The organism is Dysgonomonas sp. 37-18 (assembly GCF_001899125.1).
In the GTDB taxonomy this organism is placed as follows: domain Bacteria; phylum Bacteroidota; class Bacteroidia; order Bacteroidales; family Dysgonomonadaceae; genus Dysgonomonas.
This window is the reverse complement of record NZ_MKVC01000025.1, coordinates 1-21,410: the sequence shown is the minus strand read 5'-3', so window position 1 is coordinate 21,410 and position 21,410 is coordinate 1. Positions and strand designations below refer to the sequence as shown.

The window sequence follows — 21,410 nt, the reverse complement described above, 5'->3', positions numbered from 1 at the left end:
AGCAAAAAGAATTATCGGAAAAGAGCACGAAATAATTTAACAATAATAAGAATGCAGGCATATTGTCGTAGCATTTTAATACCTTTGCAGATACTTGTAAAACGAATGGAAACTCAATGGTTACAGTATTATTATCGGGTGGATTGGGGAATCAGATGTTTCAGTATGCGGCTGCCAAGTCGTTGGCTATTCGTTTAAATACGACTCTGTCTGTTGATCTATATACATTTTTAAAAAAAACACAAGCTACGGTACGTCCCTACGAACTGGGTATATTTAATATAGAAGATGTAGTAGAAACCTCGTCTTTGAAAGCAAAAGCTGTAACTAAAGCGAGACCCTTTATTCAAAAGCACAGATCTTTTTTTCAGACATTTGGAGTGTTTACCGATACGTATGCAATCTTATATCAACCGGCTTTTGAAGCTTTGACGGGCGACGTGATAATGTCCGGCTATTTTCAGAATGAATCATACTTCAATAATATATCTGAGCTTTTATGGAAGGATTTTTCCTTCAAATATCCATTAACCGGAAAAAATAAAGATATCGCAGGGCAGGTTTCAGAAAATCAGTCTATTGCCGTTCATATACGCAGAGGGGATTATCTGAATAAGAATTCACAATCGAATTTTGCTATCCTTGAAAAAGACTATTACGAGAATGCCATCAACTATATATCTGCGCATGTAAAGAATCCTGAATTTTATGTTTTCTCAGAGGATTTTGATTGGATAAAGGATAATCTTAACTTTAAAGAATTTCCTGTTACTTTTATAGATTGGAATAAAGGAAAAGACAGCTATATAGACATGCAGCTGATGAGCTTGTGCAAACATAATATTATAGCAAATAGCAGCTTTAGTTGGTGGAGTGCGTGGCTTAACAACAATGAAGAGAAAAATATAATTGCTCCCAAGCGATGGTTTGTGGATGAGCAAAAAAATGAATTGCTAGATTGTTTTTATCCTCAAGGGTGGATGAAGATTTGATATATATTTTAGTGTCAAGATTATCTTATTATATACGGTTTAGCCTTTCAGGAGGGAAAAAGGTAACAGTATAAAAACATACAATAAAGTGTCACTTTTGTCACCTTTTAACATAATTGTAAGATTATGCCGTTTAGAATGAGTGTTTTACAAAAAGTGACAGTTTTTATTAAAATAGCCAATTATGCCAAAAGTATCGATATTAATGCCAGTTTATAATGCCGAGCAATATTTGTCTCAGGCATTAGACAGTATTGTATCGCAGAGCTTCGAAGATTGGGAGCTGATACTTATAAATGACGGGTCTACCGATCGCAGCGAGTCTATTATTATGGACTATGATGACGAACGGATCTTTTATATAAAGAATCCTGTCAATCTGAAATTGATAAAAACGCTGAATAAGGGTATTGATTATTGCGGAGGACAATATATAGCTCGCATGGATGCCGATGATATTTGTCACCCCGATAGATTGAAGCGTCAAGTTGAGTTCCTCGATTCACATCCTCAAGTACTGATGTGTGGTACCGCCGCTGCGGTGATTGATAATAGTGGAAAGAAGACCGGAAATATTCATAATCTGACTAGTGATGATTATCTTCAGATCAACCTGATGTTTTCCCCTTCTTTTATTCATCCGAGTATGATGATTCGCACCGAAGTGCTGAAACATAATAAGTACGATGAGGCGTATAAGCATGTGGAAGACTATGATTTGTGGTGCAGAATAGCCAAGCTCGGCAAGGTTGCAAATATTGATGATGAACTGCTCCAGTACAGATGGCACGACAGCAATGTTTCGGTTTTAAATAGTGAAGTACAGCGCGAACTGAAAGATGTGCTTATCAAAAGAGAGTTGAGCCGACTCGACTTAATCCCTACCGAATTGGAGCTATACTGTCATAAAGTAACTTTCCAGTTGTATGCTTTGGGGAATAAGTTGGATGTTCCTGTTGACCGATTTGACGATATAGCCAATTGGTTTACGAAGCTGATTCGACAAAATGAAATAAAGCATATTTATTTACAGCCGGCACTGGTTGCTTTTCTTTGGTGTCGCTGGGCAGTGCTGTGCATTTCGCAAAAGAAGTATGGTAAAGTTTTATTCCCTCCTTTTGCCAAATATAATCCCGCTATATTGAGCCGACTAATAAAATTGATCTTTTTCTTAAGAAAAAAATAATGACAGATACAGAGGAACTTAGAGAAATATATAATCCTGATGGTTCTGAATTAAGAACGCTGCAACTGAAGATGTTGGATATATTATCTATTGTAACCAATATATGTGACAAGCATAATATCCCATATTGGATAAGTGGCGGTACTTTGCTTGGCGCTATCCGGCATGGAGGGTTTATTCCCTGGGATGATGATATTGATATCGAATTGCTTTTTCCCGACTATCAGAAGTTATTGAAAATACTGCCTAATGAGTTGCCGGACAATCTGTATCTGCAAACTCCCAAAGAGAAAAGTTATAGGTTGTTGTTCTCTAAGGTGAGAGACAAACATTCTATTGTTTATTCCGAAGAGGAGGATATGGCAAGCTATAAGGAGAAAGGTATATTTATCGATATCTTTCCTGAGGAAAGAAGCTATCGGTGGATGAAGAATATTGTTGACTTTTTCTATGGAAGAGCTTTTAGACGTCTAAAGCGAGGGAGGCCATTCTTCTCACTGGCATATTTTTATGAATACACAATATCTTTGTTGTTATACCCTATAGGAGTATTGTTGAAATATACAGCCAGAGGAATTTGTTCTATTACAAAACCTGATAATATACTACATAGCTATGGAATAGGAAACTCTACGAATCACAATGCAGGGTATATGTTTCCGGTAGGAAAAGTTATGTTCGAAGGGAAAGAGTTTTCAGCACCTAAGGTACCTGAAACATATCTGAAAAAGCAATATGGCGATTACATTACCATTCCTCCCAAAGAGAAGCGGGCAACTCACTTTCTTAAAGTTGAATATTTATAGTCCCATCGTCTTGAAGAGCTCTCTCTCTTTCGCTTTTGCCTTGTCTAGAGATGCTTGATCCTGAAGATTTATTCCATACTTTGATGGAGGAGGGATGGTTAGTTTAGTTCCTATAGGTATACTATTGATATTCTTTATCTTATCTTTATTTTCCTCGTAGATATATACGCAGAACGATTTGTGTCCATAATACTTTAGTGAAATATTACGTAAGGTATTACCTGGTTCTATCGTTATGATTGCCAGAGGTGTATTTCCTTTCGTGGCTGTTGGTTGCTCTTTCTTTTGAGTTTGGGGCTTTATCGAGTTTTCGCTCGGCAAGATTTTCTCCGTTGTAATGGCAATTGAATCTTGTTCTTTCGCTTCAGCTATAGAGTCGGAGGATACGGCAAGAGTATCTGTTTTTTGTTCGTCAATATTGTGGCTGTCAGCAACTATGGCTGTATTACCGTTTCCTGTGGGGCCTTCGGTCAGGAATCTGGCAATTTCTTGGAAATACAATCCCCCGATCAGGAATGCTGCAATAATAAGGAATATGAAGAATCCTAAGGAAACGAATTTCTTTCTTCTCTTAGCAGCCTGTCTCGTCTCTTTCACGAGCCTTTCGTATTCCAGGTCTTTTTCTTTAGCAGCTAATTTAGCCTCTTCAATCCTCTGCTTATACTCTATTATTCTTTCTTCAGAGACCTCATCGGTTAGTGGTTCAGATATATTTTCAGTTTCACTTGGAGCTATTGCTTCATTATCAGATTGTCGTGCTTCTTCTTCCCGGTTATTTATTTCCTCTAGTTGCTCTTCCTCTGTATTAGGGGCAGTGTTTTCTGTCTCTATTATAGTGGTGTCTTCACTCACTAATTCAGGCGTGAAGTCTTCATTCTCTACTTGCTGTGGATCTGCTGTTGGGGTAGGTGAGACCTCATTTGTTTCTTCATCTACAGAAACATCTTCTTCCTCATCAGCCTCTTCTATATTTATTGTTTCGTCTTTTTCTATATTATCAAAAGAAACACCTTCTTCTAAAACGACGCTCTCGAAGTGGGCGAAAGGACGGTTTATAGCTTCCTTTAGTAACTTGTCAGGAGTGAAGCTCAATTTGTAATGAGCCGCTATTTCGATAGCTTCACCGGTATTTACATCTACGCTTTTACGTGCATTTACTTTTACCAGTTTAAAAGTCCCAAAGTCTTTTATCTTTACAGACTCGTTGCTTTCTATCGTTTCTGATATAACGGCTATTAACTCACGCAGAAATACTTCGGCTTCTTTTTTTGTAATCTCCTGTTTCTTAGCCAGAAGATCAATCAAATCCTGTAGACTAAGACGTTCATTCATTTATTTCAAGTTTTTTGAGGTTCTCTTTTATAGTTTGTCCGGGGCGGAAAGATAAAGTTATTTTAGGAGGAACCAGAAAACGCTGTTTCGAAACAGGATTAACAGAAATACGCTCAGCCTTCTTCTTTGTTTCAAATAATCCAAATCCCTGAATATTAACAGAGTTGTTTTCTTCTAGGTTTGAATTGATGATAGAAACTGTGGCTTCCAACACTTCTGATGTCTGACGCTGTGTCCAGCTCAAACGTTTTGCCAGTGCGGCTATTAATTCCTGGTTCGTCATAGATATTCCTATTAAGGTTAAATAACTTCTCCGTACAGATCAAACGATTGGGCGTCAGTTATCTTAACATTATAAAATTCCCCAATATTAAGCATTTTATTTTTCTTTATCAAGACCTCGGGATCAACTTCCGGTGAATCGTACTCGGTACGACCTACGTAATAGTCACTCTCCTCTTTATCTACAACCACTTTCAGTGTTTTGCCTATTTTCTCCTCATTCGTCTCGAAAGCTATTTTTTCTTGAGCCGACATCAACAAGTCCATTCGTTCTTGCTTTGTAGCGTCTGATATGCTGTCCTTGTAATTGTCGTATGCGTATGTGCCATCTTCATGCGAATAAGGGAAAGCTCCCATTCGCTCGAAGCGCATATCGTTTACAAACTGCAATAGTTCTTCAAAGTCTTTCTTTGTTTCGCCCGGATGACCTACCATTAATGTTGTACGCAGATGTATACCCGGTACTTCTTCTCGGATACGCTTCATCAGATCGTATGTTGCTTGCTTGGATATGTTGCGTCGCATTTTAGTAAGCATATTATCGCTAACATGTTGTAGAGCTATATCCAGATATTTGCACACATTATCGTTTTCTCGCATCACTCTTAGCAGATCGTAAGGGAAGTTTGCCGGATATGCATAGTGGAGGCGTATCCATTCCACCCCTTCTATTTTTGCAATACGTTCGATCAATTCGGGGAGTTTGGCTTGCTTATAATTGTCGTATCCATAGAATGACAGGTCTTGCGCTATCACCTGAAACTCTTTTACACCCGTAACTACCAGATTCCTAACTTCTTCTTCTATTTCTTCTATCGGACGAGATTGATGTTTGCCCGTCATGATAGGAATTGAGCAGTAAGAGCAAGTTCTGTTACATCCTTCCGATATTTTCAAATAAGCATAATGCTTGGGAGTTGTTATGCTACGTTCCAAAGCTATATCTTGTTTGAATGATTTACCCAAATCAGAGATGAGCATTTTCCAGTTAAACTTACCATAAAAATTATCTACCTCCGGGATTTCGGCTTTCAGTTCATCCATGTACCTTTCGGTGAGGCATCCCATCACAAAAAGTTTACTAAGCTTTCTTGCTTTCTTTGCTTCTGCAAATTCGAGAATCATATTTATGGATTCTTCTTTTGCATCCCCTATAAATCCGCAAGTATTGATTACAGCAATCTCTCCTTCCGGTTTGTCGGGGTCGTGCTTTACTGTATATCCATTTGCTAAAAGCTGTTTCATCAACAACTCTGAATCCACCAGGTTTTTAGAACAACCCAGTGTTATAACATCGATTCTATTTTTTTTCATTCTTTATGCTCCAAAAAGACTGTCGACAAATTCCTTACGAGTGAAAACTTGCAAGTCGTCGATTCCTTCTCCTAATCCAATATATTTTACCGGAATTTTAAATTGATCGGAAATACCTATAACAACACCTCCTTTTGCCGTGCCATCCAGTTTTGTGATAGCTAAAGCCGTAACATCGGTAGCGGCTGTAAATTGAGTGGCTTGTTCAAAAGCATTTTGTCCTGTTGAGCCGTCAAGCACAAGCAGAACTTCATGGGGAGCCTCGGGAACAATCTTTTCCATTACCTTTTTGATTTTGGTAAGTTCGTTCATCAGGCCAACCTTGTTGTGCAAGCGTCCGGCAGTATCTATAATTACAACATCTGCATTGTTTGCTTTAGCAGAGCTCAGCGTGTCGAAAGCAACTGATGCTGGATCGGAGCCCATTGCCTGTTTTATTACAGGTACTCCAACTCTTTCTCCCCAAATAACCAATTGTTCTACAGCAGCAGCACGGAATGTATCCGCAGCTCCTAAATAAACTGATTTGCCTGCTTTCTTAAACTGATTTGCTAATTTCCCGATTGTCGTTGTTTTCCCAACACCATTTACTCCGACAACCATTATCACATAAGGCTTGTATTTTTCGGGTGTAGAGAAGCCTTCTGTGTCTGTGGTGTTGTTTTCTGTCAGCAGATGAGCAATTTCCTCCCGAAGAATTGAATTTAGTTCATCTGTGTTGATATATTTATCCTTTGCAACTCTTTTCTCTATTCTTTCTATGATTTTTAATGTAGTATTCACTCCTACATCCGAAGTAATGAGTACTTCTTCCAAATCATCTAATACGTCATCGTCTACCTTCGATTTGCCGGCTACAACACGTGACAGTTTAGAAAACATAGATTCTTTGGTTTTCTCTAAACCTTTATCTAGAGTTTCTTTTTTTTGCTTCGAAAAGAAATCGAATAGTCCCATAGTTTACTCTTTATTATCAAGTAATTATCGCATACTTGTTTAATGTTAAAACAGGCTTATTTCCTGCTATACAAAGCTACGAAATGGATAATAAAAAACCTCCCCACATGAAAATGAAGGAGGTTTTTTAGATATTTTTAACAAGATTATTTCGTGAAATAGTCTTTTACTGATTCATTCGGAACCATTTCTTCTTTAAATGTGTAAGCTCCTGTTTTAGGAGATTTTACCATTTTGATTACTTTTGCATAGTTACGACCGTCTTTCGTTGAAGCGTCGCGGTAACCTGCTACTGCTTTCTTTGCCATGGTTTATATTGTTTTTACTTTATTTCTTTATGTACAGTAACTTTCTTAAGAACAGGATTGTATTTCTTCAATTCTAATCTTTCAGTAGTGTTTTTTCTATTCTTTGTAGTGATGTAACGTGATGTGCCTGGCATACCACTTGCTTTGTGCTCTGTGCACTCAAGTATCACTTGAATTCTATTTCCTTTTGCTTTCTTAGCCATTTCTTGATCCTCCTATTTTATGCGTTCAAAAAACCATCTTCAGCCGCTCTTTTAAGCGCAGCATCCAATCCAATTTTATTGATTGTACGAAGACCGGCAGCAGAAACATTCAGGCTGATCCAACAATCTTCTTCTACCCAGTAGAATTTTTTTCTGAAAAGATTGACATTAAATTTTCTCTTAGTCTTTCTGTTTGAGTGAGAAACATTATTGCCAACCATAGCTTTCTTTCCTGTAATTTGACAAATCTTGGACATTGCTATTGTATTTATTATATGTTTATTTTTTAGTTTTATCGTGCAAAATCGGGTTGCAAATTTAGTTATATTTTTCAAACCTACAAATATTTAAAAGGTTAAAGTTACACTAAACGCAATAAATAAATTAATTGATTTTGAAAATGTAAGGAATACGCAGATTGTTGTAAATTTGTTCTCGATATGAGTACCAAACGTATTTTGATTACAGGAGCCAGTGGCTTTATAGGGAGTTTTCTTGTCGAGAAGGCTTTGGAGGAAGGGTGTGAAACTTGGGCAGGCGTGCGTAAAAGCAGCAGTCGTGAGTATCTGAAGGATGATCGTATTCAATTTTTGGACCTGAACTTTGGGGATAAAAATAAATTGAAAGAACAGCTATCGGACTTTAAAAAGAAATATGGCAAGTTTGATTATGTCGTACACAATGCCGGGGTCACTAAATGTTTAGATGCCGAAGATTTTGATAAAATAAATTTTCGATATACAGCCAACCTTATCGATGCATTGCGAGAAGTAGAAGCTGTTCCCGATAAATTTGTATTGATGAGCAGTCTCAGTGCTTTTGGTGTAGGAGATGAACAAAATTATACTCCTATTAAGATAACTGATACGCCGAATCCTAATACGGCATACGGGAAGAGTAAGCTGAAAGCAGAATGTTATCTGCGCTCGATGGACGTCCCTTATATAATATTACGTCCTACAGGTGTATATGGACCTCGAGAAAAGGATTACTTTCTGATGATAAAGACTGTCAAATCCGGACTTGATGTGGGTGCAGGTTTTAAGCCACAACACCTGACTTTCATATATGTGAAGGATTTGGTAGATGCCGTATTTCTTGCGCTGAAGAGTGAACTCAAGAATAAAGCTTATTTTGTAGCCGACGGAGATGTATATACAGATAAGGAGTATACGCAGTTGGTAAAGCAAGTTATAGAAAAGAAACATGTATTGAGTCTTAAAGTTCCTTTGTGGATATTGAAGACTGTTTCTATTGTGGCTGAAAGTATTTCCAGGATAACAAAGAAGCCTTCGACCTTGAATAGGGATAAGTATATAATAATGAAACAGCGCAATTGGGAGTGTGATATAACCCCTCTTGTAAACGATCTGGGTTTTACTGCTAAATACAACTTGAAGGATGGGCTTGAAGAATCTGTAAGTTGGTATAAAGAAAATGGATGGTTGTAGAATTAGCTTTTATTGCTAAAAATGTGTAGCTTTACATAGAGGTTCGTGCTGAAAATATTTAATGCGTAAAGTGGGGTTGCCTACTTTTCATCCGGCACATCTTAGTTTATCTATATCTGTAAAATATGTGCTACTAATTTTTTTGATTCTTCTATCGTCGGTCTTATAACTTCGAAGAAATATCTCAAATTGTTTCTAACAAAAACATCTTAAATAAAGTAAATGCGTATAAATAAATATATCAGCGATAGCGGTTATTGTTCGCGACGAGAGGCTGATAAACTGATAGAACAGGGGAGTGTTACAATTAATGGGAAAAGAGCTTCTATCGGAAGTCAGGTGCTGGCCGGGCAAGAAGTGAAAGTCTATGGAGAGACAGTTACCTGTAATACCGAGCCTGTCTTTATTGCTTACAATAAGCCGATCGGAATTGTAAGTACGACAGATTTGGATGAGCCCAATAATATTATTGATGCCGTGGGACATGACGAACGGATATTTCCGATAGGGAGGCTTGATAAAGATTCGCAAGGTCTTATAATCCTGACTAATGAAGGAGATATGGTGAATAAGATGCTGCGCGTCGACAATAATCATGAAAAGGAATACCATGTAACTGTGGATAAGCTTATAAATGAGGATTTCGTTAAAAAGATGCAAGGCGGAGTGCCAATTCTAGGAGTTGTTACTCGTAAATGTGAAGTGGTTAAAACGGGGACTCATTCGTTTAATATTATATTGCGACAGGGACTGAACCGTCAAATACGGCGCATGTGCGAATATCTTGGATATAATGTAGTGAGGCTCGAGCGCATACGAATAATGCATATAAAGTTGGGTAACATAAAAGTTGGTCAATGGCGTAATATTACAAAAGAAGAATTGGAAATACTGCGTAAGAAAACAGTATCTTCTGTAAAAACTGAGAGTGCGCCGAAAAAGAAAACAAAACCACAAGAAACAAAGACTCCTCAAACTAAAGGCAAGTCTGCTAATTCATCATACAAAGAGAAAAAGATGCAGGCAGGATACAGAGAAGGTGGTAGTGGTATGAGAAATGGAAAATCAAGTGTAAGGAAGAAAACCCGAAAATAAAAAGAGGTGGCAGAGGGTCTTTTTTTAGTCAAAAGAAATGTGTAAAAAAGATAACTCGACTTTACAAAAAGGCTAAAAAGGTGATTGTCACCACAACAAACAGCTTTATAGCCCTTAAAAATAATAAACAAAATTATTTGATAAGGAAAAAAATATTAACTTTGTACAGCTTTTTAGAAAGCATGTTTTATAACATAATTTCACATCTTCTCAAAAGCTTTTAAGTTGGATATACTCGATTTTTTAACTATAAAAATTAAAACAAAATGATTAAAGTAGGTATTAACGGTTTTGGACGTATTGGACGTCTTGTTTTCCGTGCTGCACAAAAAAGAAATGACATTCAGATTGTAGGTATCAACGACCTTATCGACGTAGAATATATGTCTTATATGTTGCGTTACGATACTATGCACGGTAGATTTGACGGAACAGTTGAAGTTAAAGACGGTAAATTGGTTGTTAACGGAAACGCTATCCGTGTAACTGCTGAAAAGAATCCTGCAGACTTGAAATGGAACGAAGTAGGTGCTGAATATGTTGTTGAATCTACTGGTCTTTTCCTTGAAAAGTCAAAAGCTCAAGGTCACATCGACGCTGGTGCAAAATATGTAGTAATGTCAGCTCCTTCAAAAGACGATACCCCTATGTTCGTTTGTGGAGTCAACACAGATAAATATGTAAAAGGAACTCAATTCGTTTCTAACGCTTCTTGTACTACAAACTGTCTTGCTCCTATCGCTAAAGTATTGCACGACAAATTTGGTATCGTTGAAGCTTTGATGACTACAGTACACGCTACTACTGCAACTCAAAAAACAGTAGACGGACCTTCAGCTAAAGACTGGAGAGGTGGACGTGCTGCTGCCGGTAACATCATTCCTTCTTCTACCGGTGCTGCTAAAGCTGTAGGTAAAGTTATTCCTGAACTAAACGGAAAACTTACAGGTATGGCATTCCGTGTTCCTACATTGGATGTTTCTGTAGTTGACCTTACTGCTCGTCTTTCTAAAGAAGTATCTTACGATGATATCTGCAAAGCTATGAAAGATGCATCAGAAGGCGAATTGAAAGGTGTTCTTGGATATACAGACGAAGAAGTAGTTTCTTCAGACTTCCTTGGCGATGCTCGTACTTCAATCTTCGATGCAAAAGCTGGTATCCAATTGAGCCCAACTTTCGTTAAAGTAGTTAGCTGGTATGACAATGAGTGGGGATATTCTAACAAATGTCTTGATCTTATCGCAGCTATGGCTAAAGTAAACGGATAATACAAGTTATCTATATATAGAAAGAGCCTCTTACTTTAATTAGTGAGAGGCTTTTTGTTTGCTTTCAATTCTTTAATGCAACTTTTTTGTTTGTTTTTGCATCTAATAGTATATAAACTAAATATATCTTTAATATGAAAAACATAACCTTATTCCTGTTTTTTGCTACAATAATACTTTTTTTGCCTGTAACCGGATGTAGTGATAATAATAATGATGCTGAAATGGCCTTGGTTGAATATACTAATCCAAGCGAGAATAATCCTGTTAATACGCTTAGTTGGCTAAAAGAAAAGAAAGAAACTGTTAAAAAAGAAGTTGATGTGCGCTATGCCAGTAATGGTGGGTCAGCTAAAAATCTTGGAGGCTTTATTGAACAGCTTGCTTACAAAGGAGAAGATTACTATGAAATCAGATATGGAGAATTTATTACAGGAAGTTCTTCCAAGTTAAAAGATTCTATGTTTGATTTTAATAGCAATGTCTATGATTCACTTGGAAATCTGTGTGTTTCTATTATTGGAGGGGATGCGATAGCTACCCAGCCGGGTTATGAAAGTTTTTCTGATTTTTGGCAAGTAGCTACATTTAAAACTTTATTGTGGGAATATACAATAAAAGAACAATGATGTGTAAATGATTTTGAAGAATTCTTTATAGATGAACAAAGCCCACTCCATTTGGAGTGGGCTTTATATTCATATTGTTTATATTAGATCCAACGAACAAAAGCAAAATCCTGACGATGTGCCATATCCGCATGCTTCGGATATACACGGTAAGCAAAGTTGCATAGTCCCGGAATCTTGGCTATTGAATCCAATTCAAAATATAATTTCGAACCCTCTGTCTTAACAAGCTTAAAGTCTTGAGAAGAGATAAACTTGTCTGTTTTCTTATCCGCATCATATTCGGTAAGCACGCAGTCTATGCCCAAATCGCCTTTCATATCTCTCTTGTCAATAACAACTTCCACTTTAATCTTTTCACCTTCAGTAAAATTGTTTGATGCAAGCGGAGTTCCGTCTTTTATATTCTGACCATTGAAAGTAATCTTCTCTACTACAAGCTTGTCCCAATTAGCAGCAGTATCTTCTTTCCATGCTGCCAATTCTTTTGCCTTAGCATAGTTATTCGCTGTAACCAATTTGATGCGTTCTCTTTCAGGCTTATAAAAGTTCTTGATGTAATCATCAATCATTCGCTTCGTTGTATATTCTGGCGCAATATTAGCGATCGAGTTCTTTATAAACTGTATCCACTCAGGCGAATATCCTTTAGAGTTACGTGCATAATAAAGAGGTAATATCTCATTCTCGAAAGTAGAATAGATCTCAGCTGCATCTAATTCATCCTGATAAGCCTGATTAGAATAAGTACGTTTATCAGTAAGACACCAGCCGGCTTCTTTTTTGTACCCCTCGTACCACCAGCCGTCAAGTACAGAGAAGTTAAGAACTCCGTTCATTTCCGCCTTTTCGCCTGATGTACCTGAAGCCTCAAGCGGACGAGTCGGTGTATTCAACCAGATATCTACTCCTGAAATCAAACGTTTCGCTAAACGCATATCATAATTTTCAAGGAAGATTATCTTACCAAGGAATTCAGGACGGCGTGATATTTCTACAATCTGTTTGATCAAGCCTTGTCCTGCTCCATCTGCAGGGTGAGCCTTACCTGTGTATAAAAACTGGATTGGATATTTTTCATTATTTACCAGCTTTGCCAAACGGTCAAGGTCTGTAAATAGCAAATGGGCACGCTTGTAAGTAGCAAAACGACGACCAAATCCAACGAGTAATGCGTCGGGGTTGATTTTATCTACAATATTGAAAATCGCTGAAGGAGCCTTCTGGCTCTTTATCCAGCCTTCTTTCATTTGTTCCTGTACATAGCTGATAAGACGTTTTTTCAAGATAGAACGAACATTCCATAGCTCTTCATCTTTTACACTATATATATTATCCCAGATTTCGTGATTGGACTGATCATCATAGAAACTCTTGTCAAATGTTTTTTCATACAACAACTTCATTTCTTTTGCTGTCCAAGTAGGCATATGAACACCGTTTGTTACATGCCCTACGTGTAACTCTTCAGGGAAATAAGCCGGCCAAACAGGCTGGAACATCTGACGGGAAACAATACCATGTAGGTAACTAACTCCATTAGCCTCAAGACAAGTATTCAGTGCAAATACACTCATGCTGAATTTTTCACCACTTCCCGGATGTTCACGTCCCATGTCTACAAAGTCTTGCCAAGAGATACCTAACCGTGCAGGATAGTTCCCTAAATATTTACCAAGAAGACCTTCGTCAAAATAGTCGTGTCCTGCAGGAACAGGAGTATGCACAGTATACAAACCTGAAGTACGTACAACCTCTAACGCTTGATTAAATGTAAGACCTTCTCCTTCGATAAGATCGAGCAAACGCTGTACATTAATAAGGGCAGCATGACCTTCGTTGCAATGGTAGATTTCCTTTTTGATACCTAATTTGTTAAGCAATAAGATACCTCCGATACCAAGTAAATATTCTTGTTTCAGACGATTTTCCCAATCTCCACCATATAATTGGTGAGTAATAGGTTTGTCATACTCGCTATTCAAGTCGATATCCGTATCCAGTAAGTATAGGCTTATACGTCCTACATTCACTTTCCATATATTTGCGTATATATCTCTATCCGGATACGGAACAGCCAAAATCATCTGATTGCCATCCTCATTCAGCACGGGCTCGAGAGGAAGGTCTCCAAAATTTTGAGGCTCATAGTTTGCTACCTGCTGACCGTCAGGAGAAATAGACTGGGAGAAATATCCGTAACGATAGAGGAAGCCCACTCCTGTAAGATCTACATGACTGTCACTTGCTTCTTTCAGATAGTCTCCAGCCAAAACACCTAAGCCTCCCGAATATATCTTTAATACATGAGTAAAACCATATTCCATACTAAAATATGCAACAGACGGTTTTGATGTATCAAATTTTTGAGACATATATTTATCGAACTTCTTAATAACGTTATCTACTTTATTCATTAAGGTAGCGTCTTTAAGAATCTCTTCTATTCTTTCATTAGATAATTTATGAAGCAATAGAACCGGATTATTGTCTGAATCTTTCCAAAGTTCCGGATCAAATTCGGCGAAAAGATCAGTAGCTTCATTGTTCCATACCCACCATAAATTACGTGAAATTTTTTCAAGCGGTAATAATTCTTTTGGTAAGTTCACTTGTGTATGCGCACTTCTCCATGTAGGATTATTCGAATAACTTGCTTTAATTCTCATAGATGTTATATATTTAAACTTGTGATTATCTGATGTTGTTATGTATAATTGTAAAAATACAAATATAACATATTTAGCAACCTTTATCGTTATATTACCTAATTATAACTTTTATAAAAGCTGCAAACGTTTGCAAAGTTTAATTTACTTTCTTTCAGAAGCTTTAGCTAATGCTATATCATAGGCTTCTTCATAATATTTGAAAAAATGAGCCCAATCTGCCAATGCAGCTCTATCGAGCGCAGCCTTACGCAGGATACGTTCTTGTTCTGCACTTTTGGTCGTCATTTCAAACACCCTGTTACAAATATCTTCCGAAACTTCTATAAAATTATAATCGTCTCTCGTTACGACCTCTGCTCCGTCATCCATTCCTTTTTCGTCTCCTTCTTTACGCATCCATAAGCCAAATCCGGCTAAAGACGTAGTAATAGTAGGAACTGAAAAAGCGATACTTTCGTGTGGCGTATATCCCCACGGCTCATAATATGAAGGGAAAACAGATACATCCATTCCTATCAACAAGTCATAGTAAGGAATATTAAAAATACCATCATTCCCATTCAGATATGAAGGAACAAAGATAATTTTCACTTTATCTTCCTTTCTGTTCTGTAGTCGCAAATACGAAATTTGATTGAGGATAGAGTCATTATTCATGTTTTTCAGCCAGTGAGTAATATGAGGAAAGGTCAATGATGTATCAGGGGTTTCCTTTTTGCTCAATCTTTCTTGCAGGTCTGTACGGGGAGTGTCTATCCACGCCGGAACCATAATGAATGCAATCACATCTTTTTCGAGTTGCTTAATGTGTTCCAACCTATTCATAGCGTCGATAAATACATCAAGCCCCTTGTTTCTGTATTCATAACGTCCGCTTGTTACCACCAGAAGGGCATCTTCTTGTATATCATACCCTAATAACTTTTCGGTAACATTGATTAGTTTTTTTCTTGCTGCAAGACGCTTGGCTTCGTGTTCTTCGCCAACAGGTATAAAGTCTTTCTCGAAACCATTTGGTGTTACCAAAGGTTCACGGTGAAGTAATTGCTTACATTCTTTAGCGGTTATATCGCTCACCGTAGTAAAACAATCTACTTCCTGAGCTGCCGTTTTCTCCACAGAATGCTTCGCTTGCATATTTAATTCACGAGCCATCTGATCGCTATCGTATGCAAACAAATAGTTGTATAATGGTTTGCCATTACCTGCTATAGAGCGACCGATGGATGTAGCATGGGTAGTAAACAATGTGCCAACTTTTGGCAAACGATCTTTTACATAGAGTGCACCTATCCCGAGCATCCACTCGTTGAAGTGTGCTATGACTTTCTTTTTGTCAAGATTATAATATCTGTAGAAACTTTCGATTATCGCACCTGTAGCATAGGCAAACATACACGCTTCGTCGTAATCGCCGTACGCATGCAGAGAGTCTACCCCAAATTTGTGCCACATGTAGCTATATATATCATCTTTATGAGCAAAGAGGCTTTCAAAGTCAACAAGTATCACAATAGGTTCACCCGGAACGAGCCATCTCCCGACTCTTACCTTCAACCTATCGTATATCGAAATTGTCTTTACCCATTCGGCAAACAACTTATTGTCTTCTTGAAACCAAGGGCTTGTAGTCTCTTTCCAAATATCAGGACCGATGAAGATTGTTCTGTCTTTATACTTTTCCTGCATTGTTTTTGCTTTGGTCGACAACACGGTATAAATACCTCCAACCTTGTTACATACCTCCCAGCTTGTTTCAAAAATATAATCAGGATTATTGAGTCGCTTTGCCATAAATGATGCTAATTCGTGTCTTACGTTTATGAATAAATAGAATTAAATAAAAGCAAATAAGGGCTATCGTTCTCTTTTTTTAGTAACTTTGCCCTCGCTTTTAGAAACCGCAAAGGTAACAAAGATAATAAACATATAAATATATTTTGACTGTGAGTAGTAGAAGAAAGCTTAAAAAAAGTATAAACGAATCAATAGATTTATTATATACTGACTGTGTATTTTACAAAGTATTTGTAATAGATGCTGACCAGGCAGCTGCAGATAAAGTAATAACTCGAATAGTAGAAACTCAGGAAGAATTTCTGAAGAGAGTGAATGTAAACGAGGGAAAAGAAGTTAAAGGCAGAGTAAAAACTTATTACAAAAAGGTTAAAGCTGATTTCAAAGAGCAGATCAACTCTATTGCCAAAGAAATAGAATCTTTAGGTTAATGAAAAGTATATGTAATTTTATCCTCCGCCTTATAGGTTGGAAGATTACAGGTCTGAATAATTTACCAGACAAATGTGTTATATGTGTTGCCCCACATACCAGTAACTGGGATCTACCATTAGGACTGATTGTTTATAAAGCGATGGGACGAAAAGCATCCTTCCTGATTAAAAAAGAATGGTTTTTCTTTCCCATGAATCTATTATTCAAATTGTTGGGGGGAATTCCTGTCGACCGTTCCAGAAAGTCATCACTAACAGAGCAGATGGCAGAAATATATTCTAAAAGAGAAAATTTTCAACTAGCCATAACACCTGAAGCCACCAGAAAAGCCAACTCCGAATGGAAAAAAGGCTTTTATTTTATAGCGATGGAAGCCGATGTGCCTATTGTAATTGCAGCTCTTGACTATGGTAAGAAGGAGGCAAACTTCAAGCAGATAATAATGCCTACAGGTGATGTAGAAGGAGATATTGCCAAAATAAAAGCTCTTTACAAAGATGTAGTAGCTCGTCGTCCCGAACACTTCTCGATATAAGAAAAAGGATAACAAAACAAAAATATTTATTATTTTTAAAACTCTGACTTAAACATTTAAGTCAGAGTTTTTTGTTTGTTCTTGTTTCTTAATCTCATTTTTAATTTAGGCTTGAATGAAATATAATCAAAAATCACGACCCAATAAACGGTTGAACATAACACCTTAAATATCTGTTTATTTATATACATGACCTTAAACTTATATTGTAAAAACGGAGTCTTGGTGATTTATAAAACAGGTGCGCATGCAACGAACCGACTCTATTTCCGTCTAAAAGATAATTTACAATAGAAATGAATATACGTATATACATTGCTTTATTTATATGTATAATTCCGGAGGATAATTCAATATAGAATATTAATAGTAAAGAAAAAACTACATAAATATTGACAAAATTAAAAGAGAAACATTATGAAACACTTTTTAAAATCAGCAACCTTTTTTGTTACAATTCTTACTTTAGCTTTCGTTATTCAAAGTTGTAATTCTGTAAAACCTATCGAAAAAGCTCAACTAGAAGGTGGTCCTTGGGTTTTGAAAACACTCAAGGGAGAGCCTGCACAAACAGCATTCTCGGGAGAACTTCCGAATATAAATTTTGATTTTTCGAAAAACCTGCTATCTGGTAGTGGAGGTTGTAATCGTTATACAGGAGGTTTTACATTGAGTGAAAAAAATATATTTTCTGCGCCTCAATTAGCATCTACCATGATGGCATGTATGCATGCGAATAAGGAATCTGAGTTTTTAGCAGCTTTATCAACTCCTAATCTTGTGGTTTCTCTATCAAAAGAAGGGCAACTCACATTTTCGGAAGGAAAAAATGTATTATTAGAGTTCGAAAAGTCTCAAAAAACAGCCACTTCGGAAGTAACAAACATTGTTAATGTTGATAATATATCAGGAAAATGGACTTTGAGTTCTATCGAAGGGGAAGACATGGCAGTATTATTCCCCGACAAACCAGCCTCGATGGAAATAACAACAGACGGTAAAGTTTTTGGAAATGCAGGATGTAATACCTATCGCAGTACTTTCACTTTAGAAGAAAATACGATTAAATTCGGTCCTGCCATGTCTACCAAAATGGCATGTCCGAGCTTAAAAGGTGAATCTCTATTTCTTTCTAAATTGTCTACACCTCTACAAGCAGCTTTAACAGGAGATAAACTCACCTTTTTGAGCGAAGGCAAAGTTGTACTGGAATTTACAAAAGACACAGGCGATAAATAAATAACGATAAAAACAAGATAATATGGAGCTGTATTTAACTAGAATACAGCTCTTTTTTTAATTCAATACTTTTTTTGCATTTTCGCTGTAACAAATTTTTGGGTTGTTTCGTCTTAGTAATAGAAAGAGGATGAAAGCGCACATCTAACAAATTTATAACGACTCAAATATAAAAACATTTATGAAAAAGTATTTAATTTGTCTGGTATTAACTATTGCGTTGGGCCAGATAGCATACGGCCAAAGTTTAAACAAGTTGATGGATAACTTATCTAAAGTAGAAAACATTGAAACCGTTAAAATCGGACCTTTTATGATGACTTTAGGAAAAGCATTTGGAGGAGTGGGTGATATGCCGGTTGCCAGAGGAATACATTCGATGGAAGTATATGACCTATCAAGCTGCAACTCTGCTGTAAAGCAAAATCTAACCGACCAAATGGAAAAATTAAAAGATGGGGACGGTTACGAAACGCTGCTCATGGCTAAAGACAAAGATGATAATGTACGCATTATGATGAAAAAGAAAAACAATACAATAAGCGACATGGTTATACTTTGTATGAGTGCAAACGACCCGACTATAGTGAAGTTTTCGGGTAAAAAAAAGAAGAGGATCTGACCCAATTAGTTCAGAAATACGACAAATAGCATCTATTAAAATTACGTAAACACAATTATAAATAAAAAAACAGAACATTATGAAAAAGTATATTTTTTCTTTAGTATTAACCTTTGTTGCAGTACAATTCACTTATGCTCAAGATTTGAATAGTTTTATGTCTGAGTTTTCGAAACAAGAAGGTGTACAACGACAATTAGTAGATCGCTCTATGCTCGATATGTCTATGAAGGCAGCCATGTCTGCTGATTCAACCGGGCAAATGGTTTCCAAAATGCCGTCATTCATGCAAAAGATAGACTCTATAGAAGTTCTTGCTATTGAAAAATATAGTCCTGAGGTAAAAACTAAATTTCTGGAAGGTATTCAAAGTTTCAAAGATGGAAATGGATATGCAACCCTACTATCTGTGAATGAAGCCGACGACAATGTGAAAATTATCTCGCACAAAGAAGGTGACTTATTTACCGGTGTATACATTCTGGTATTAGATAATGAAGATGCTGTGATTGTAAAGATGTCCGGCAACCTTACCGAATCGGATCTGACGGAAATACTTAAAGAACAAAATAAAAACAAATGAGATGGATGCAGAAACTTTTAAAAAAGTGTTTCTACCATATCATCAGAAGTTATACCGAATAGCATACCGAATAGTACAGGATACAGCCAATGCAGAAGACATAGTGCAAGAAACGTTCATCAAGCTCTGGAACAAGAAAGACGAATTGGAGCAGATCGAAAATACAGAAGGCTTTGCCATTATCATCGTTCGCAACACTTGTCTCGATTATCTGAGAAAAGCAAAGAATGACTATCATACATCATATGATACCGAAATACCCGAGAGCTCATCTCTGTCTAAGCAATTCGAAATACAGGATGACGCTGCATATGTAAAAGATCTGATAAATAAGCTACCCGATCAGCAACGGCAGGTGATAATGATGAAGCACTGGGATGGATATACCGATGAAGAAATAGAAAACATTACCGGAATAAGCCCCGGAAATATACGGGTTATACTATCCAGAGCAAGGAAAACGATAAGAGAGCAATACTCTAAAATAGAACAAAGATGAAGACAAGCGAAATAAAAAAATTAGTCGAAGCTTTTTACAATGGAGAGACTACAATAGAAGAAGAAAAGCTATTGCTAAGTTGTTTTCAGGGTGAAGATGTTGCGGAAGAATTGCTAAAAGAAAGGGATTTATTTCTCGACTTATACAAATCTGAGCCTATTGACGTTCCTCTTCATTTAGAAGCGAAGCTAGACACTCTGATAGATGAACTAGCAAGAAAAGAAACAGTAAAGGTAGAACTAAAACCTGCATCAAAGAAGAAATATATACTGAGGTGGGCAGGAAGCATCGCCGCGGGTATAGCGATATTAATTACAGCAGGCATATATTTCAACAAACAGGAGAAGGCAACAACGACACCTATAGCTCAGACCATTGATAAGACTATCGATAAGGCAGATGAGCAAAAGATAAAGGAAGCTCAAGAAGCACTAGTCTTGTTATCGTCGAAGTTCAATAAAGGGATGGATCAACTGGCTTTAGTATCAACAAATCTGGATAAAACAAACGAAATATTAAATAAAACTTTCAACAGAAAAAAAGATAAAGAATCATGAAATTAAAAGGATTACTAACAGCATTTGTGTTTATGCTCAGTCTTATAGCTGTTCAGGCACAAGATAAAATGTTTGAAAGATTCTCTAACAACAAGGATATTACAACTGTATACATTTCTAAAGCCCTTCTGTCTATGGTTCCTAATATGGATACCGGAGGTATGAATGTAAAAGGTTTGGCAAATAAGCTGGAACAACTCGAAATATACACCAGCGAAAACAAAAACTCTGTCAAACAGATGATGCTTGAAGCTGAGTCTTTGAAGAAGAATAAGGCATTCGAATCTCTGATGTCTGTGAGAGAGAGCGATCAGATAATCAATTTTTATGCACAGAAAGACGGTAACAACAAATTCAAAGACTTGGTAATGGTTATAAGTCAAAATACCGAATGTACTATTATTCGTATCGTAGGTAGTTTTACGATGGAAGATATCAAAAAAGTAATGGATAAATAAAAATATAAAGATATACTATCAAAAAAGACGCATTTTATGAAATGCGTCTTTTTTGATAGTATATCAGATAGTTAAATCCTTTTATGGAGATTATTTGTAAAAGTTTAGACTAGATCTGACAGTCGGGCAAATTTTTCAAGGCTGTATATTTGGGTTTTCTAAGACATAATTTCTTGGAATAGGATAA

Annotated in this window: 24 protein-coding genes; 15 read left to right on the top strand and 9 right to left on the bottom strand. The window is 36.8% G+C overall.

Annotated features, from left to right (window positions below; translation table 11 throughout):
• Window positions 1–116: 116 nt before the first annotated feature.
• The 3 genes from BGO84_RS09915 to BGO84_RS09905 all read left to right on the top strand — a co-directional run bounded on the left by BGO84_RS09915 (window position 117) and on the right by BGO84_RS09905 (window position 2,984).
• Window positions 117–992, top strand: a complete 876-nt coding sequence (locus BGO84_RS09915; RefSeq protein ID WP_291028992.1) for an alpha-1,2-fucosyltransferase — start codon at window positions 117–119, stop codon at window positions 990–992.
• A gap of 184 nt (window positions 993–1,176) precedes the next feature.
• The gene (locus BGO84_RS09910; protein WP_291028991.1) at window positions 1,177–2,178 is read left to right on the top strand and encodes a glycosyltransferase family 2 protein; all 1,002 of its coding nucleotides are present in this window, start codon (window positions 1,177–1,179) and stop codon (window positions 2,176–2,178) included.
• Window positions 2,178–2,984: a LicD family protein gene (locus tag BGO84_RS09905; RefSeq protein WP_291028990.1), complete on the top strand. Its 807-nt coding sequence runs from the start codon at window positions 2,178–2,180 to the stop codon at window positions 2,982–2,984. The genes BGO84_RS09910 and BGO84_RS09905 overlap by 1 nt, the downstream gene beginning before the upstream one ends.
• On the opposite strand, the gene BGO84_RS09900 is transcribed toward BGO84_RS09905, so the two are convergent.
• The 7 genes from BGO84_RS09900 to rpmB all read right to left on the bottom strand — a co-directional run bounded on the left by BGO84_RS09900 (window position 2,979) and on the right by rpmB (window position 7,637).
• Complete coding sequence (locus BGO84_RS09900; protein WP_291028989.1) at window positions 2,979–4,316, bottom strand: HU family DNA-binding protein; 1,338 nt, start codon at window positions 4,314–4,316, stop codon at window positions 2,979–2,981. The genes BGO84_RS09905 and BGO84_RS09900 overlap by 6 nt on opposite strands.
• Entirely contained in the window at window positions 4,309–4,599 is a 291-nt protein-coding gene (locus BGO84_RS09895) for an HU family DNA-binding protein (protein WP_006842170.1), read from the bottom strand. The genes BGO84_RS09900 and BGO84_RS09895 overlap by 8 nt, the downstream gene beginning before the upstream one ends.
• 17 nt (window positions 4,600–4,616) lie before the next feature.
• Window positions 4,617–5,912, bottom strand: coding sequence for a 30S ribosomal protein S12 methylthiotransferase RimO (gene rimO / locus BGO84_RS09890; protein ID WP_291028988.1), 1,296 nt, complete (start codon window positions 5,910–5,912; stop codon window positions 4,617–4,619).
• A gap of 3 nt (window positions 5,913–5,915) precedes the next feature.
• The gene (gene ftsY / locus BGO84_RS09885; RefSeq protein ID WP_291028987.1) at window positions 5,916–6,869 is read right to left on the bottom strand and encodes a signal recognition particle-docking protein FtsY; all 954 of its coding nucleotides are present in this window, start codon (window positions 6,867–6,869) and stop codon (window positions 5,916–5,918) included.
• Between the two features lie 146 nt (window positions 6,870–7,015).
• Entirely contained in the window at window positions 7,016–7,177 is a 162-nt protein-coding gene (locus tag BGO84_RS09880) for a DUF4295 domain-containing protein (RefSeq protein WP_135103598.1), read from the bottom strand.
• A 14-nt stretch (window positions 7,178–7,191) separates the two neighbouring features.
• Window positions 7,192–7,380 (bottom strand): 50S ribosomal protein L33, encoded by a 189-nt coding sequence (gene rpmG, locus BGO84_RS09875; protein WP_006842174.1) that lies wholly within the window; start codon window positions 7,378–7,380, stop codon window positions 7,192–7,194.
• 17 nt (window positions 7,381–7,397) lie between these two features.
• Window positions 7,398–7,637 (bottom strand): 50S ribosomal protein L28, encoded by a 240-nt coding sequence (gene rpmB, locus BGO84_RS09870; RefSeq protein WP_006842175.1) that lies wholly within the window; start codon window positions 7,635–7,637, stop codon window positions 7,398–7,400.
• A gap of 183 nt (window positions 7,638–7,820) precedes the next feature.
• Between rpmB and BGO84_RS09865 the strand changes: the two genes are divergently transcribed.
• The 4 genes from BGO84_RS09865 (at window position 7,821) to BGO84_RS09850 (ending at window position 11,826) form a co-directional block, all read left to right on the top strand.
• Window positions 7,821–8,831, top strand: coding sequence for an NAD(P)-dependent oxidoreductase (locus tag BGO84_RS09865; protein WP_291028986.1), 1,011 nt, complete (start codon window positions 7,821–7,823; stop codon window positions 8,829–8,831).
• A gap of 222 nt (window positions 8,832–9,053) precedes the next feature.
• Window positions 9,054–9,926, top strand: a complete 873-nt coding sequence (rluF, locus tag BGO84_RS09860) for a 23S rRNA pseudouridine(2604) synthase RluF (RefSeq protein ID WP_283686864.1) — start codon at window positions 9,054–9,056, stop codon at window positions 9,924–9,926.
• Between the two features lie 266 nt (window positions 9,927–10,192).
• A complete protein-coding gene (gene gap, locus BGO84_RS09855; protein WP_006842178.1) occupies window positions 10,193–11,197 on the top strand; it encodes a type I glyceraldehyde-3-phosphate dehydrogenase in 1,005 nt (334 codons plus the stop codon).
• A 134-nt stretch (window positions 11,198–11,331) separates the two neighbouring features.
• Window positions 11,332–11,826 (top strand): hypothetical protein, encoded by a 495-nt coding sequence (locus BGO84_RS09850; protein WP_291028985.1) that lies wholly within the window; start codon window positions 11,332–11,334, stop codon window positions 11,824–11,826.
• Between the two features lie 83 nt (window positions 11,827–11,909).
• Here BGO84_RS09850 and glgP read toward each other — a convergent pair whose 3' ends face one another.
• Entirely contained in the window at window positions 11,910–14,495 is a 2,586-nt protein-coding gene (gene glgP, locus BGO84_RS09845) for an alpha-glucan family phosphorylase (protein ID WP_291028984.1), read from the bottom strand.
• 144 nt (window positions 14,496–14,639) lie between these two features.
• On the bottom strand, window positions 14,640–16,292 hold the full coding sequence (locus tag BGO84_RS09840; protein ID WP_291028983.1) for a glycogen/starch synthase: 1,653 nt from the start codon (window positions 16,290–16,292) through the stop codon (window positions 14,640–14,642).
• Window positions 16,293–16,444: 152 nt separating this feature from the next.
• Here BGO84_RS09840 and BGO84_RS09835 point away from each other — a divergent pair, with 152 nt between their 5' ends.
• The 8 genes from BGO84_RS09835 (at window position 16,445) to BGO84_RS09800 (ending at window position 21,223) form a co-directional block, all read left to right on the top strand.
• Window positions 16,445–16,726, top strand: a complete 282-nt coding sequence (locus tag BGO84_RS09835) for a hypothetical protein (RefSeq protein WP_252638233.1) — start codon at window positions 16,445–16,447, stop codon at window positions 16,724–16,726.
• Window positions 16,726–17,265: a 1-acyl-sn-glycerol-3-phosphate acyltransferase gene (locus BGO84_RS09830; protein ID WP_006842186.1), complete on the top strand. Its 540-nt coding sequence runs from the start codon at window positions 16,726–16,728 to the stop codon at window positions 17,263–17,265. The genes BGO84_RS09835 and BGO84_RS09830 overlap by 1 nt, the downstream gene beginning before the upstream one ends.
• A 417-nt stretch (window positions 17,266–17,682) precedes the next feature.
• A complete protein-coding gene (locus BGO84_RS09825; RefSeq protein WP_291028982.1) occupies window positions 17,683–18,504 on the top strand; it encodes an META domain-containing protein in 822 nt (273 codons plus the stop codon).
• Window positions 18,505–18,685: 181 nt separating this feature from the next.
• Window positions 18,686–19,126 carry a DUF4252 domain-containing protein gene (locus BGO84_RS09820; RefSeq protein WP_291028981.1) on the top strand — a complete coding sequence of 147 codons (441 nt, stop codon included), beginning with the start codon at window positions 18,686–18,688 and terminating at the stop codon, window positions 19,124–19,126.
• A gap of 79 nt (window positions 19,127–19,205) precedes the next feature.
• Window positions 19,206–19,709, top strand: coding sequence for a DUF4252 domain-containing protein (locus tag BGO84_RS09815; RefSeq protein WP_291028980.1), 504 nt, complete (start codon window positions 19,206–19,208; stop codon window positions 19,707–19,709).
• A gap of 1 nt (window position 19,710) precedes the next feature.
• On the top strand, window positions 19,711–20,208 hold the full coding sequence (locus BGO84_RS09810) for an RNA polymerase sigma factor (RefSeq protein ID WP_291028979.1): 498 nt from the start codon (window positions 19,711–19,713) through the stop codon (window positions 20,206–20,208).
• The gene (locus tag BGO84_RS09805; RefSeq protein WP_291028978.1) at window positions 20,205–20,765 is read left to right on the top strand and encodes a hypothetical protein; all 561 of its coding nucleotides are present in this window, start codon (window positions 20,205–20,207) and stop codon (window positions 20,763–20,765) included. Before BGO84_RS09810 ends, BGO84_RS09805 begins: the two co-directional genes overlap by 4 nt.
• Window positions 20,762–21,223 (top strand): DUF4252 domain-containing protein, encoded by a 462-nt coding sequence (locus BGO84_RS09800; protein ID WP_291028977.1) that lies wholly within the window; start codon window positions 20,762–20,764, stop codon window positions 21,221–21,223. The genes BGO84_RS09805 and BGO84_RS09800 overlap by 4 nt, the downstream gene beginning before the upstream one ends.
• Window positions 21,224–21,410 lie beyond the last annotated feature (187 nt).